This window comes from Pseudonocardia sp. 2-7 (assembly GCF_056341085.1).
Genome location: NZ_CP094507.1, coordinates 4,351,790 through 4,366,191, shown reverse-complemented (window position 1 = coordinate 4,366,191; position 14,402 = coordinate 4,351,790). Strand labels below are relative to the sequence as shown.

The 14,402-nt window shown below is 74.3% G+C and carries 9 protein-coding genes; 2 read left to right on the top strand and 7 right to left on the bottom strand.

Annotated elements, in window-relative coordinates:
- Window positions 1-31 precede the first annotated feature (31 nt).
- Entirely contained in the window at window positions 32-1,288 is a 1,257-nt protein-coding gene (locus MTO91_RS20990) for an MFS transporter (protein ID WP_476652442.1), read from the top strand.
- Window positions 1,289-1,550: 262 nt separating this feature from the next.
- On the opposite strand, the gene glgB is transcribed toward MTO91_RS20990, so the two are convergent.
- The 6 genes from glgB to MTO91_RS20960 form a co-directional block, all read right to left on the bottom strand.
- The gene (gene glgB, locus MTO91_RS20985; RefSeq protein ID WP_476652440.1) at window positions 1,551-4,139 is read right to left on the bottom strand and encodes a 1,4-alpha-glucan branching protein GlgB; all 2,589 of its coding nucleotides are present in this window, start codon (window positions 4,137-4,139) and stop codon (window positions 1,551-1,553) included.
- Between the two features lie 87 nt (window positions 4,140-4,226).
- Entirely contained in the window at window positions 4,227-5,327 is a 1,101-nt protein-coding gene (locus MTO91_RS20980; RefSeq protein WP_357436697.1) for a glycosyltransferase family 4 protein, read from the bottom strand.
- Window positions 5,324-6,187, bottom strand: coding sequence for an alpha/beta fold hydrolase (locus MTO91_RS20975; protein WP_476652437.1), 864 nt, complete (start codon window positions 6,185-6,187; stop codon window positions 5,324-5,326). The genes MTO91_RS20980 and MTO91_RS20975 overlap by 4 nt, the downstream gene beginning before the upstream one ends.
- Window positions 6,184-7,431 (bottom strand): glycosyltransferase, encoded by a 1,248-nt coding sequence (locus MTO91_RS20970; protein ID WP_357436694.1) that lies wholly within the window; start codon window positions 7,429-7,431, stop codon window positions 6,184-6,186. Before MTO91_RS20970 ends, MTO91_RS20975 begins: the two co-directional genes overlap by 4 nt.
- Entirely contained in the window at window positions 7,419-8,066 is a 648-nt protein-coding gene (locus MTO91_RS20965; protein WP_073578481.1) for a DedA family protein, read from the bottom strand. The genes MTO91_RS20970 and MTO91_RS20965 overlap by 13 nt, the downstream gene beginning before the upstream one ends.
- A gap of 168 nt (window positions 8,067-8,234) precedes the next feature.
- A complete protein-coding gene (locus tag MTO91_RS20960; RefSeq protein WP_476652435.1) occupies window positions 8,235-9,590 on the bottom strand; it encodes a maltokinase N-terminal cap-like domain-containing protein in 1,356 nt (451 codons plus the stop codon).
- A gap of 394 nt (window positions 9,591-9,984) precedes the next feature.
- Here MTO91_RS20960 and treS point away from each other — a divergent pair, with 394 nt between their 5' ends.
- Window positions 9,985-12,303 carry a maltose alpha-D-glucosyltransferase gene (treS, locus tag MTO91_RS20955; protein ID WP_346105505.1) on the top strand — a complete coding sequence of 773 codons (2,319 nt, stop codon included), beginning with the start codon at window positions 9,985-9,987 and terminating at the stop codon, window positions 12,301-12,303.
- A 61-nt stretch (window positions 12,304-12,364) separates the two neighbouring features.
- Here treS and MTO91_RS20950 read toward each other — a convergent pair whose 3' ends face one another.
- Window positions 12,365-14,356 (bottom strand): alpha-1,4-glucan--maltose-1-phosphate maltosyltransferase, encoded by a 1,992-nt coding sequence (locus tag MTO91_RS20950; RefSeq protein ID WP_476652434.1) that lies wholly within the window; start codon window positions 14,354-14,356, stop codon window positions 12,365-12,367.
- Between the last annotated feature and the right edge of the window lie 46 nt (window positions 14,357-14,402).

Here is a 14,402-nt window from a genome sequence, read left to right as displayed (position 1 = left end):
CGCGCCACCCGAGACGCAAGGAGGCTCCCGGATGGCGCAGACGTCACGGCCCGACCCCGCCCGCGGACCCACCACCGCCCCCGACGCCGTCCGCCACGGGGGCTGGGTGGCCCCACTGTGCTGGGCGGCGGTGGCGCTCGAGGGCTTCGACCTGGTGGTGCTCGGCGTCGTGCTGCCGTCGCTGCTGGAGGAGCCCGCCTGGGGCCTGACCCCGGCGACGGCGTCGCTGGTGTCCACCGCCGGGCTGCTCGGTGTGATGGCCGGCGCCCTCTCGGCGGGCCCGCTCGCCGACCTCGTCGGACGGCGCCGGGCGATGCTGGCGACCGTCGTCGCGTTCTCCGTGCTGACGCTGCTGTGCGCGGTCGCGACCGGTCCGTGGACGTTCGGCGCGCTGCGCTTCCTGGCCGGGCTCGGCCTCGGCGGGGTGCTGCCGGTGGCGCTGGCGATGGTGAACGAGCACAGCAGGCCCGGGCGCGGCGGCAGCGCGACCACGACCCTGATGACCGGCTACCACGTCGGCGCCGTCGCGACCTCGCTGCTCGGGATCCTGGTCATCCCGGTCTGGGGCTGGCGGCCCATGTTCGTGCTCGGCGCGCTCCCGGCGATCGTGCTGGTCCCGCTGCTGGCCCGGTACCTGCCGGACACGCTGCCCGCCGAGGCCCGCGCGACGGCCGCACCGGCCGGGCCGCGGTCGCGCAACCCGGTCGCCCAGCTCGTCCGCGACGGCTACCTGCGCTCGTCGGTGGCGTTCTGGGTCGCCTCGTTCATGGGGCTGCTGCTGGTCTACGGCCTCAACACCTGGCTGCCGCAGATCATGCGGGTCGCCGGGTACGGGCTCGACGCGGCGCTGGCCCAGCTGCTCGTACTGAACGTCGGCGCGATCGTCGGTCTGCTCGTCGCGGGCCGGGTCGCCGACCGGATCGGGCTGCGCACGGCGACGGTCGGCTGGTTCGCCGCGGGCGCGGTCTTCCTGGCGCTGCTCGCGGTTCCGCTGCCCGGCGGCGGGATCTACGTCAGCGTCCTGCTCGCGGGCGTGTTCGTGTTCAGCTCGCAGGTGCTCGTCTACGCGTTCGTCAGCCGGCACTACCCGGACCACGCCCGGGCCTCGGCGCTCGGGGCAGCCAGCGGGATCGGCCGGCTCGGCGCGATCTGCGGGCCGCTCCTCGGCGGTGTGCTGCTCACCGCGGGCCTCGCCTACCCGTGGGGCTTCTTCGCGTTCGGGGCGGTCGCCGCGCTGGGGGCCCTGGCGGTACTGGCGGTACCCGGCGACCGGCGCATGACGGGGTGAGCCGATGGCACGCGTGTGGATCGGCCCCGACGACGAACCGTCCCGCAGGTCGCCGGCCCGGGGCGACCGTCCGTCGGTGGACGACACGGTGACGCGACGACCGGGCCCGGTGCGGCCGACCCCGGCCGCCCCCGACCGCTCCGGTGCGGAGGTGCGCCACACCCGCCACCGTGCCGACCCGTACCGGACCGGCGGGGGACCCCGCACGACCGACCGCTGACCGCGACCGGCCCGGCGAGGGGCCGGTCGCGGTCAGCGGAGGTCAGTCGCCTGCGGTGGTCCCGGTGTCCGACGCGCCCGTCCCGGAGCTCCCGTTGACGAACGTGCCGGTGCGCACCGCCCGGACACCGACGGTGCCGGGCGCGGGCGCGACCGAGGTGGAGACCGGATCGGCGCCCGGGACGTCCTGCGAGTCGTCCGGCCCCGGGTCGACGAGGCCGGCCGGGTCCGCCGGGGCGGCGGAGACCCGCAGGTCGTCGTCCGGGGTCACCGGTGCCTCGACGTCGGTGTCCTCCGGCTCGTCGGGCAGCGCGGCGGCCGGCAGCGCCGGCGGGACCGTCGCGGCCGGGGCCGTCTCCTGCGCCGGGGCGGACAGCACCGGGCCGCCGGTCTCCTCCGGCACGAGCCACAGCACACCCGACGGCGGGAGCCGCAGCACCGCCGACGCGGGCTGGCCGTGCCACATGACCTGCTCGCCCCTGACCCGCCCGAGGTTGCCCACCCCGGACCCGCCGTAGGCCGACGCGTCGGTGTTGACGACCTCGGTCCAGTTCCCGGCGAACGGCAGCCCCACCCGGTAGTCCTCGCGGGGGGAGCCGGAGAAGTTCGCGACGCAGGCCAGCACGGTGGCGCGGCCCTCGGCGTCGACGCCGTGGCGCAGGAACGAGAACACGTTGCCCTGCGCGTCGTTGGCGTCGATCCAGCCGAAGCCGTCCGGGGTGGTGTCGCGCGACCACAGCGCGGACTGCGCGCGGTAGGTCCGGTTCAGGTCCCCGACGAGGGTGGTGATCCCGCCGTGCAGCGGGTCGTCGCTCTGCAGGTGCCAGTCCAGCGACCGCTGCTCGGACCACTCGCGCGGTTGCCCGAACTCGCCGCCCATGAACAGCAGCTGCTTGCCCGGGTGCGCCCACATGTAGGCCAGCAGTGCGCGGACCCCGGCGGCCTTGTTCCAGTCGTCGCCGGGCATCCGGGTCCACAGCGACCCCTTGCCGTGCACGACCTCGTCGTGGCTGATCGGCAGCACGTAGTTCTCGCTGAACGCGTACATCAGCGAGAAGGTCATCTGGTTGTGGTGGTAGCTGCGGTGGATGGGGTCGCGCCCGGTGTAGTCGAGCGTGTCGTGCATCCAGCCCATGTTCCACTTGAGCCCGAACCCGAGACCGCCCATGTAGGTGGGCCGGGTGACGCCCGGCCAGGCGGTGGACTCCTCGGCGATCGTGACGACACCCGGGTGCTCCCGGTAGACGGTCGCGTTCATCTCCTGCAGGAACGCCACCGCGTCGAGGTTCTCCCGGCCACCGTGCACGTTGGGCAGCCACTGGCCGTCGGCGCGGGAGTAGTCCAGGTAGAGCATCGAGGCGACGGCGTCGACGCGCAGGCCGTCGATGTGGAACGACTCGAGCCAGTACAGCGCGTTCGCGACGAGGAAGTTGCGGACCTCGTTGCGGCCGAAGTCGAACACGAGCGTGCCCCAGTCGGGCTGCTCGCCGCGGCGCGGGTCGGCGTGTTCGTAGCAGGCCGTGCCGTCGAAGCGGGCCAGCGCCCACTCGTCGCGCGGGAAGTGCGCGGGCACCCAGTCGACGATCACGCCGTAGCCCGCGCGGTGCAGCCGGTCGACGAAGTACCGGAAGTCGTCGGGCGTGCCGAACCGCGAGGTCGGGGCGAAGTACGAGGTCACCTGGTAGCCCCAGGACCCGCCGAACGGGTGCTCGGCCACCGGTAGCAGCTCGACGTGGGTGAACCCGGTGGTGTCCAGGTAGGCCACCAGCCGCTCGGCGATCTCGCGGTAGTCCAGCCCCGGCACCCAGGAGCCGAGGTGCATCTCGTAGACGCTCATCGGTTCCGCGTGCGGGCGGCGCCGGGCGCGGTCGGCCATCCACGCGTCGTCGGTCCACTCGTGGACGTCACGGGTCACGACCGACGCCGTCTGCGGCGGGATCTCGGTGGCGAAGGCCATCGGGTCGGCCTTGTCCCGCCACCGGCCGTCGGGGCCCAGGATGCGGAACTTGTAGCGGTCGCCGACGGCGACGCCGGGCAGGAACACCTCCCAGACGCCGGAGCTGCCCAGCGAGCGCATCGGCAGCGCCCAACCGGCCCAGCCGTCGAAGTCACCGGTGACCCGCACACCGCGGGCGTTCGGCGCCCAGACGGCGAAGCTGGTCCCGGAGACCGGGCCGGAGGGGGTGTCGTAGTCCCGGACGTGTGCGCCGAGGACGTCCCACAGGCGTTCGTGCCGTCCCTCGCCGATGAGGTGCAGGTCCATGTCGCCGAGCGTCGGCAGCCAGCGGTACGGGTCGTCGACGGTCTGCTCGGTCGTGCCGCCGGCGCCGTCGCCGTAGGTCACGAGCAGCCGGTAGTCGCCGCCGGAGCCGGGGACGAGGCCGGAGAACAGTCCGGCGTCGTGCACCCTGGTCAGCTCGCAGGCCTGCGCGCGGTCACCGTTGGGCAGCACCGTCACCGAGACGGCGTGCGGCCGCAGGACACGGACCACGGTGCCGTCGACGTGCGGATGCGCGCCGAGCACCGAGTGGGGGTCGTGGTGGGCACCGCCCAGGAGCCGGTCGGTCGTCGCCTGGTCCGGTGCGTACGCATCGGTCTCGGAGCGGGTCGCTCGGGTCTCCTCGGAGGTCACTGCGGAACCGTACTGCGGGTGACGAACGCCCGCCGCGTGCGGTCGCACAGTGTTGCCGGATCGCAGTCGAGCGTGAGCGGGGGTGCGTCATCCCCGCCCGCGCCGGCGCCGGTGACGGGCCAGCGCCCGTTCCAGGACCGCCTGCAGCGCGCCGGCGGCGCCGTCCCAGGTCTGCTCGGCGGCCCGGGCGCGCACCGCGTCGGAGCGCTGCGTCCATGTCGTGTCCAGCGCGCGCACGGCGGCGGCGAACCCGGCGTCGTCGCCCGGCGCGACGAACACCCCGGCGTCGCCCGCGACCTCGCGGAAGGCCGGGATGTCGGTGACGACGACGGGGCAGCCCCGCGCCATGGCCTCCAGCACCGGGAGCCCGAACCCCTCGTCGCGGGAGGCGGAGACCAGCGCGGTGGCGCCGTCGAGCAGGGCGCGGTAGTCGTCGTCGTCGACGCCGTCGTGGAACACCGGCCGGGCCGGCGCGGCGAGCCGCGCCAGCTCCGCGCGCACCCCGGTCGGGACGGGGGAGATCAGGTGGAGCTCGTGGCCGGGCAACCGGGCCGCGGCCCGGGCCAGGGTCGCGACGTCCTTGTAGGGCATGAACGACCCGGCGTAGACGATCCGGTTCCCCGGCGGCCGGGACCGCGTCGGCGTGCCGGGCGGCAGGTGGAAGTCGGTGGCGTCCGGGACGACGGCGACCTCGCGGCGGGACAGCCGGTGCGCCGCGACCAGGCCCGCGGTCGCGCCGGACACGCATGCGACGGCGTCGGCGCCGGCGAGCAGCAGCCGCTGCGGCCACCACGACAGGTGGTAGGCCCGCCACACGGCCCGCACCGTCGCGGGCAGCCACGGCGGCGGCGCCGGGTGCCGGTAGTAGATGAGGTCGTGCACGGTGAGCACCACCGCGTAGCGGCGTCCGAGCGTGCCCATCGTCTGCATCGGGCTGAAGACGACCGCATCGGGTGACCCGGCGACGATCCGGTTCACCCGCCGCGCGACCAGCGGCTCCCCGGCCCCGGTCGGGGCGGGCAGGGTGTGCGCGGGCCGGTCGGGCAGCCCGTCGCGCTGGCGCGGGTCGGACACCAGCAGCTCCACCGGGGCGATCCGGTCCAGCGCGCGGACCAGCCCGGTGGTGTAGCGGCCGATGCCGTCCGGGCGTCCGGGACGGATGTAGCGGCAGTCGACGAGCACCCTCACCGCGCCACGAAACCTCGGATCTCGCGGGCCGCCCACGCCGGGGCCTCGTAGTGCACGAGGTGGCCGGTGCGCGGCAGCAGGACCAGCCGGGCGTCGGGGAAGGCGGCGGCGAGCGCGTGCTGCCCGGCCGGTGGGGCGACCCGGTCGCGGGCCCCGGCCAGCAGCAGTGTCGGCACCGTGATCCGGGGCGCCCAGGGCCGCACCGAGCCGGAACCGGCGGCGCGGAGGCACTCCAGCAGCGACGCCGTCGTGGCGAAGGTGCCGAAGTGGGCGCGGTGCTCGTCGGAGATCCAGTGACGCAGCAGCGGGTCGCGGGTGGTGGTCATGGAGACGGTCGCGGCGTCGGCGAGCAGCCGGTGGCGCAGCAGGCCGTCGAGGCCGAGCCGGGCGGCACCGGAGTGCAGCAGCGCGGTGGCGGCCGTCCCGAGGCCGGTGACGCCGCCGGCGTCCGAGGCGGGCTCGGCGATCGGGTTGACCAGGACCAGCGCCCGCGGGGTGATCGCAGCGCCGGCGCAGACGGCCGCGGCCACGATCGACCCGAACGAGTGCCCCAGCAGCACCGTGTCCGGGCCGAGGTCGGCGAGCAGCGCCGAGGCCCAGCGGGCGTAGCCGTCGACGTCGTGGGTGCGGTCGGTGAACGCAGGCGACGCCCCGAACCCGGGCAGGTCCGGCACGACGACGCGGTACCCGGCCAGTCGCGACGCCAGCGGCGCGAGCCCGTGGTGGCTGCCGCGCAGCCCGTGCAGCGCCAGCACCGGCGCCCCGTCCGGGTCCCCGAGGGTGTGCACGACGGTGGGCGCGCCGTCGACGACGTGCACGGGAGAGGCCACCGCGAGGGCGGGCGACGGCGTCGCGGTCACCGCCGGGTGTCCGCGTGCCGGCGGGCGCGGCGTGCCGAGCGGAACGCGCGCACCGGCACGACCGGGCGGGCCTTCGTCCGGTACAGCTCCTCGAAGGTGTCCACCGTCGCCGCCAGCGAGTGCTCGGAGGCGATCTGCAGGCTCGCGGCCCCCAGCTCGGCCGCGCCGTCGGGGTCGTCGAGCACCCGGGCCAGCCGGTCGGCGAGCGCGGCGACGTCGCCGTGCGGGTAGCGCCAGCCGTTCACCCCGGGGCGGGCCAGGTGCGGCAGCGCACCCGCGTCGACGGCGACGACCGGCTTCCCGGTCGCCATCGCCTCCAGCGTCACCAGGCTCTGCAGCTCGGCGGTGCCGGCGTTCACGAACACGTCCAGGGCCGGGTAGACGTCGGGGATCTCGTCGTCGGTGAGCCGGCCGGTGAAGGTGATCGCGTGCTCCAGGTGCTCGGCGCGGACCAGGGCGCCCAGCCGGGCCCGCTCCTCGCCGTCGCCGACGACGACCAGCTGCGCGTCGGGCACGGCACCGGCGCGCAGCAGCGCGGTGGCGCGGACCAGCTCGTCGACGTGCTTCTCCCGGTCCAGCCGCCCGACGAAGCCGACCAGCGGCACGCCCTCGGCGATGCCGTGCCGGGCGCGGAACGCGGGCCCGCGACCGGTGGTGTCGGGCCGGAAGCGGCCCAGGTCCAGGCCGTTGGACACGGGCAGCACCGGGCCGGGGACGCCGCCCTGCTCGGCCATCGACGCGGCCAGCGGGGTGGGCGCGGTGACCAGTCCGGCCCGGCTGAGCACGCGCACCGCGTCCCACCAGAACAGCTTCTTGAGCCCGGACTCCGGCAGGTGCAGGAAGCTGATCGCCGGGATGATGTTCTCCGGGATCATGTGCGTGGTCGCCATCGACGGGACGCCGAGGTCGGCGGCCGCGGTGAGCAGCATCCGGCCCAGCACCATGTGGCTCTGCACGTGCACGACGTCGGGCCGGACCCGGCGCAGGATCGCGCGGCAGGTCCGGCGCAGCCCGGGCGGCGGGCAGAGCCGGAAGTCCGGCGGCTTGGGGACGCGGCAGGAGCGGACCCGGTGCTCGGTCACCGGCCCGACCCGGCGCGGCGGGAGGCTGCGCAGGCCGCGCGACGGTGCGACCACGTGCACCTCGTGCCCGCGGGCGGCGAGCTCGGCCGCCAGCCGCTGTCCGGCGTAGCTGGCCCCGTTGACGTCCGGTGCCCAGGTGTCGGCCCCGATCAGGACGCGCACACGTTCTCCTTCCGCGAGGTCCTGGCACGCACCCACAGCGCGCGCCCGGCCACGAGCACCAGGCCCACGCCCAGCCCCACCGCCACGATGATCCACGGCCGGTCGGCCAGCTCCGCGGCGAACCGGCCCCCGACCACCCAGCCGATCCCGACCAGCAGTGCCGAACGCACCGCCGTCAGCGGGACCACCCAGGCCACGAATCGCCGGTACGACACCCCGGCCAGGCCGATGGCCAGGAACGCGGGGATCGCGCCGACGTCCACCAGTTTCGCGCCCAGCACCAACCGGCCCGGACGGCCCCCCACCTTCGCGCGCAGTGCGTCCCAGCGACGCTCGGTCAGACCCAGCCGGACCAGCAGCGGAGCGATGGCAGGTCGGCGCCCGCCGCGCCCGAGGACGTAGAAGGCGGTGTCGGCGACGACGTCGGCGGCGAACGCCACCAGCCACACCACCCACCAGTCGAGCAGCCCGGCGCCCGCGAGCGAGCCCGCGACGACGCTGACGACCGGCCCCTCCACCAGCACACCGAGGAAGAGCACGGCCAGCGTCACGCCGAGCGTGGGCCCGTCGGGGCGCTGGACGAGGCCCAGGACGCCGTCCAGACCGTCCGCACCGAGCAGACCGGCCGGGGTCACGAGAGGTCCTCGGGCCGGGTGGGGGGTGGTCGTCTCACGGTGGGTGTCCTCCTGGTCGGGGAGGATTCCACGATCCCGCGCCAGGCCGCCCGGGGAGTCGGGCGTCGCCCCGGCGTCGTCGGCGGGAAGGTCCGGTGACCACCGGGTGTCGCCGACGGCCCGGACGTGCTAAGCGGTGCCGCGCGCGATCGCGGTGAGCGGGATCGGCAGCCAGGTCGGACGGCTGCGGGTCTCGTAGAGCACCTGGTAGACGGCCTTGTCCAGCTCGTAGGCGCGCAGCAGCGCGGCGTGCGCGCGCGGGTCCTCACCGGCGCGCGCGGCGTAGCCGGCGCAGAACGCGTCACGGTTCGCGGCCGACCAGTCGTGAGCGAGGCGTGCCTCGGTGGTGTCCGAACCGAGACCTGCCCCGGGCGTGTCGGACCGGGTCAGCAGGTGGTGGAAGGCGGCGTAGTCGAAGGAGAACAGCATCCCGACGACGTCGCGCACCGCGGAGTCCGGCGCGCGGCGCTCCTCGGGCGAGGCGGCCGGCTCGCCCTCGAAGTCGATGACCAGCCAGCGGCCGTCCGGGCGGCGCAGCGTCTGCCCGAGGTGCAGGTCGCCGTGCACCCGCTGCACGACGACGGGCGCGCCCAGCGCGGCCACCTCGTCGTAGACGGCGCGGATCGCGGGCACGTGCGGGGCGAGCACCGGCACCTGGTCGGCGACCTCGGCGCACCGCCGGGTCCAGTACGCCGCCAGCTCGCGCGGGTCGGCCTCGGAGGTGCCGAGCTCGGCGCGCAGCGCGACGTGCACGTCGGCGAGCGCCTCACCGAGCGCGCGGGCGTCGCCGGTGAAGTCGGTCCGGTCGCGGACGGCCGCGGTGGCCCGCTCCCAGCCGTCGTGCGAGCCGGCCGCGAACTCCTGCAGCAGCGCGTAGGTGGCGGGCTCGCCGTCGAGGACACCCTCGATCCCGCCCTGCAGCGCCGCGACCGACGTCGACCCGGCCGCGCGCAGCGCCCGGTGCAGCTCCAGGTCGGGGTTCAGACCGGGGGACAGGCGCCGGTAGACCTTGAGGATGGAGCGCTCGCCCCAGCGGACGGAGGTGTTGGACTGCTCGGCGTCGACGACGCGGCCGGTCTCGGTCAGCGGCAGGTCCGCGCCCGGCTCGGGCACGAACGACAGGTCACCGACGGCCGCGCCCTCGGCGATCAGCCGCAGCAGCAGCGCGGTGACGCGCCCGTCGTGCAGGCCGTCGTAGAGGACCTGCCCGTCGTGGTCGCCGATCGGGGCGGCCCCGGCCGGGGCGTGCGGGGCGCGGGCCAGGAGCAGCTGGTAGTGCCGGTCCGGACCGTCGGCGAAGGACACCGCGAGGACCAGCACCTCGAGCCCGGTGACACCCTCGGCGGCGGGCAGCGGGTGCCGCGACGCGACGGCGACACCGGTCAGCGGGCGCCCCTTCTCCGCGAACCAGCGACGCCCGGGCAGCCAGTCGCGCAACAGGCCCGGGAGCGCCGTCAGGTCCTCGGAAGCTCCGGTCGGCCGCACGCGTCGTCCCCCTCCTGCCGGGCGTCCGCCCGGCCTGTGAACACCACCGCGGACCGGTCGCGGCCACCGCCCGCACCACGTCGGGGTACCGGTCGGTGCCACCCGGGCCCGCAGGCGAAAACCCTAACCGGGACAGGCCGACCCGGCCGGGTCAGGAGGTCGGGTGGGCGGTACTGTCCGTGTCGGATCGACCACCCGTTGGTCACGGGCGGTGATCACGCTTCTGTCCGGCATCCCCGTGCCGGGAAACCCATACTGGACGTGGTGCCCGCGGGTACCCCGCGACGGTGCGCACGCGCCCGCGTGCGGATCGCCGTCACAGGGCGCACCGTGGGCCGGACATGCCCAGAACCTGCCCTGACCTGCCCCCCACAGCGACCGGAGGACCGGCGGCGTGACCGAGCGAGAGCCGAAGGCCGACATCCCCCCGACGATCCCGGAGACCCAGGCCCGGATCGCACCGGCCGATCCGCTCGCCGCCGTCGAACCGGTGCCCGCCGAGGCCGAGCACGTCCCGGAGCCACCGGACGTGAACTTCGCCGAGTACTACCACGAGGCGCGTCCGCGCACGCTGCGTCACCGCGCCCGGGTGCGGTCCACGGTGCGGCGCCGGTCGGTGTCGCAGGACGGTCCGGCGTCGGGGGAGAACCCGGTCTACGTGTCGTGGCTGCTGTCCCAGTCGATGCTCGGCCACGCCGACGAGCTGGCCCGCCAGTTCTCCGGGCAGGGCTCGATGTGGCAGAACCCCTACGCCAGCCCCGGCCCGCGGCACGCGGTCGAGACGGCGTCGGTGTGGTTCACCGCCTACCCGATCTCGCTGATCACCGCCTCCGGCGAGTCGTTCCTGGCGGCGCTGGGCGACGAGGCGCTGTGGCAGGCGTTCGAGACGATCGGCATCGAGGGTGTCCACACCGGGCCGGTGAAGAAGGCGGGCGGACTCTCGGGCTGGCAGCCCACCCCGAGCGTCGACGGCCACTTCGACCGCATCTCCAACGAGCTCGACCCGGCCTTCGGCACCGAGGACGAGTTCCGCGCGATGTGCGCGACCGCCACCTGGCACGGCGGCACGATCATCGACGACATCGTCCCCGGCCACACCGGCAAGGGCCCGGACTTCCGGCTCGCCGAGCTCGCCTACGGCGACTACCCGGGCATCTACCACATGGTCGAGATCGAGCAGTCCGACTGGGGGATGCTGCCGGACGTACCGCCGGGGAAGGACTCGGCCAACCTCGACGCCGCGACCGAGGAGGCACTGGAGAAGGCCGGCTACATCGTCGGCCGGCTGCAGCGGGTCATCTTCTACCGCGAGGGCGTGAAGGAGACCAACTGGTCGGCGACCGGCGAGGTCACCGGCGTCGACGGCGTCGTGCGGCGCTGGGTGTACCTGCACTACTTCAAGGACGGCCAGCCGTCGGTCAACTGGCTGGACCCGACCTTCGCGGGCATGCGGATGGTCATCGGCGACGCCCTGCACTCGCTGGCCGACCTCGGCTCGGGTGCGCTGCGCCTGGACGCGAACGGCTTCCTCGGCGTGGAGAAGGCGGGCTCCGGGAACCCCGGCTGGTCCGAGGGGCACCCGCTGTCGGAGGCCGCGAACCACCTCATCGCGAGCATGGTGCGCAAGGTCGGCGGGTTCACCTTCCAGGAACTGAACCTGACCGTCGACGACATCAAGGTCACCTCCGAGGCGGGCGCGGACCTGTCCTACGACTTCATCAACCGCCCCGCCTACCACCACGCGCTCGCGACCTCCGACACCGAGTTCCTGCGGCTGACCCTGCGCACCGCGCTGGATCTGGGCGTCGACCCGGCGTCGCTGGTGCACGCGCTGCAGAACCACGACGAGCTGACCTACGAGCTCGTGCACTGGACCGCGGGCCACACCGACGAGCTCTTCCACTTCCGCGGCGAGGACATGCGCGGCGGGGATCTGGCCGACACGATCCGCCGCGACCTGTGCGACGTCCTCACCGGACCGGACGCGCCCTACAACCTGATCTTCACGACGAACGGGATCGCCTGCACCACCGCGACCGTCATCGCCGCCTCGCTCGGCATCTCCGCGCTCGACGACATCGGCCCCGACGACGTCGAGCGCATCCGGCGGGTGCACCTGCTGCTGGTCATGTTCAACGCCTTCCAGCCCGGGGTGTTCGCGCTGTCGGGCTGGGACCTGCTGGGCATGCTGACGCTGCCGCCGGACTCGGTCTCGGACCTGCTGAACTCCGGGGACACCCGGTGGATCTCGCGGCCGGCGCACGACCTGATGGGGCACCGGCCGGACGCCGAGCGCTCCTCGTCGGGGATGCCCCGCGGGCGCAGCCTCTACGGGTCGCTGCCCGACCAGCTGACCGAGGAGACCAGCTTCGTCCGCCAGATGCAGGCGATCCTGGCCGTGCGCAAGCGCTCCGGGGTGGCGACGGCCCGCCAGGTCGACGTGCCGGACGTGTCGCACCGCGGCCTGCTGGTGATGGTGCACCTGCTCGACGACGACCGGACCAGCGTGACCGTCCTGAACTTCGCCGACGAGCAGGTGGACGCGTTCGTGCGGTCCGAGCACCTGGCGCCGGGCGCGACGGTCACCGACCTGTTCTCCGGCGAGACCGTCGGCACCGTCGACGACCTCAACGGGTTCCGGATCGGGATGGCCCCGTTCCGGGCGACCGCCGTGGTCCTGGAGCCCCCGGCCGAGGACGCGGGAGCCGCCTGAGCCCTACCGCATGAACGGGCCCCTCGTACGAGGGGCCCGTTCGTGCGACGAGGGGTGGGGCTCAGAGCAGCGGGGGCTGCGCCGGCAGCGCGATCACGTGCGCGACGTGGTCGGTCGGAACCAGCCGCACGAAGTTGTACTCGCCCCAGCGGTAGGACTCGCCCGACACCTCGTCGTGCACCTCGACGACGTCGGTGTAGCGCAGCCCCAGCGCCGGCATGTCCAGCTTCAGGGTGCCCTGCTGCGGCGCGTGCGAGTCCAGCGTGCACACCACGAGCACCTGGTCGCCGGTGGACGGGTCCACCTTGGAGAAGGCGATGATGTGCTCGTTGTCCACCTCGTGGAAGTGGATCTCGCGCAGCTGCTGGAGCGCCGGGTGGGCGCGGCGGATCTCGTTGAGCCGGGTCATGTACGGCTCCAGCGAGCGCCCCTGGTTCAGGGCGGACTCGAAGTCCCGCGGACGCAGCTCGTACTTCTCCGAGTCCAGGTACTCCTCGCTGCCCGGCTTGACCGGGGTGCCCTCGTACAGCTCGAAGCCGGAGTAGACGCCCCAGGTGGGCGACATCGTCGCGGCCAGGGTGGCCCGGATCGCGAACATCGCCGGGCCGCCGGTCTGCAGCGACTCGTGCAGGATGTCCGGGGTGTTGGTGAACAGGTTCGGACGGCACTCGTCGGCGTGCTCGGCGTGCATCGTCGCGAAGTCGGCGAGCTCCTCCTTCTCCGTCCGCCACGTGAAGTACGTGTAGGACTGGGTGAAGCCCAGCCGCGCGAGCCCGAACAGCCGGGCCGGGCGGGTGAACGCCTCGGCCAGGAACAGCACCTCCGGGTGGGTCCGCTTGACCTCCCAGATCAGCCAGTGCCAGAAGTTCGGCGGCTTGGTGTGCGGGTTGTCGACGCGGAAGATCGTCACCCCGTGCTCGACCCACTTCAGCACCACGCGCAGGCACTCGGCGTAGATGCCCGCCGGGTCGCGGTCGAAGTTCAGCGGGTAGATGTCCTGGTAGCGCTTCGGCGGGTTCTCCGCGTAGGCGATGGTGCCGTCCGGGCGGACGGTGAACCACTCCGGGTGCTCGGTGACCCACGGGTGGTCCGGGGCGCACTGCAGCGCCAGGTCGAGTGCGACCTCCATGCCCAGCTCGTTCGCCCGCGCGACGAACGCGTCGAAGTCGTCGAAGTCGCCCAGCTCGGGGTCGATCGCGTCGTGCCCGCCCGCGGCCGAGCCGATCGCCCACGGGGAGCCGACGTCGCCCGGCTCGGCGTGGGTGGAGTTGTTGCGGCCCTTGCGGTGCACCGTGCCGACCGGGTGGATCGGCGGCAGGTAGACGACGTCGAAGCCCATCCGCGCGACGCGGTCGAGCTCCTTCGACGACGTCGCGAACGTGCCGTGCACCGGCCGGCCGGTCTCGTCCCGCCCGCCGGTGGAGCGCGGGAAGAACTCGTACCAGGAGCCGTACAGCGCGCGGGGCCGGTCGACGAAGATCGTCCGCTCCGGGCCGCGGGTGATGAGCTCCCGGACGGGACGCTCGGTCATGATCGCGACGACGGCGTCGAACAGGGCGGGGGCGACCCGCGCGCGCAGCGGCAGCGCGGTGTCCCGCAGCGTGTTCGCGGCGCCGAGCAGCAGGTCGCGGCTGTCCTTCTCGGCCGGGCGACGCCCGACCCTGGCGAGCAGCCGGGCGCCGACCTCGAGGTCGTTGGCCAGCTCCTCGGCCGTCTGTCCCGCGGCGATCTTCTTCTCCACGCCCGAGCGCCAGGTCGCCCACGGGTCGCTCCACGCGTCGACGCGGAAGGTCCAGCGACCCTCGGCGTCGGGGCGGACCCAGGCCACGAAGCGGTCGGTGCCCACCCCGTCGGGCTGCATCCGCACGTACTGCGCGTCGCCCGGCGTCCCGTCGGCCGACAGCGGCGTGAACACGACGTTCGCCGCGACGGCGTCGTGTCCCTCCCGCCACACGGTCGCCCGGATCGGGACGACCTCGCCGACCACGGCCTTGGCCGGGTCTCCGCTCTCCACGAACGGGGTCACGTCGTCGATTCCGAGCCGACCGGTCATCGGCTGCACCCCCAGGAAATTGTCACCGTCGGTAGAAGTCCCACCA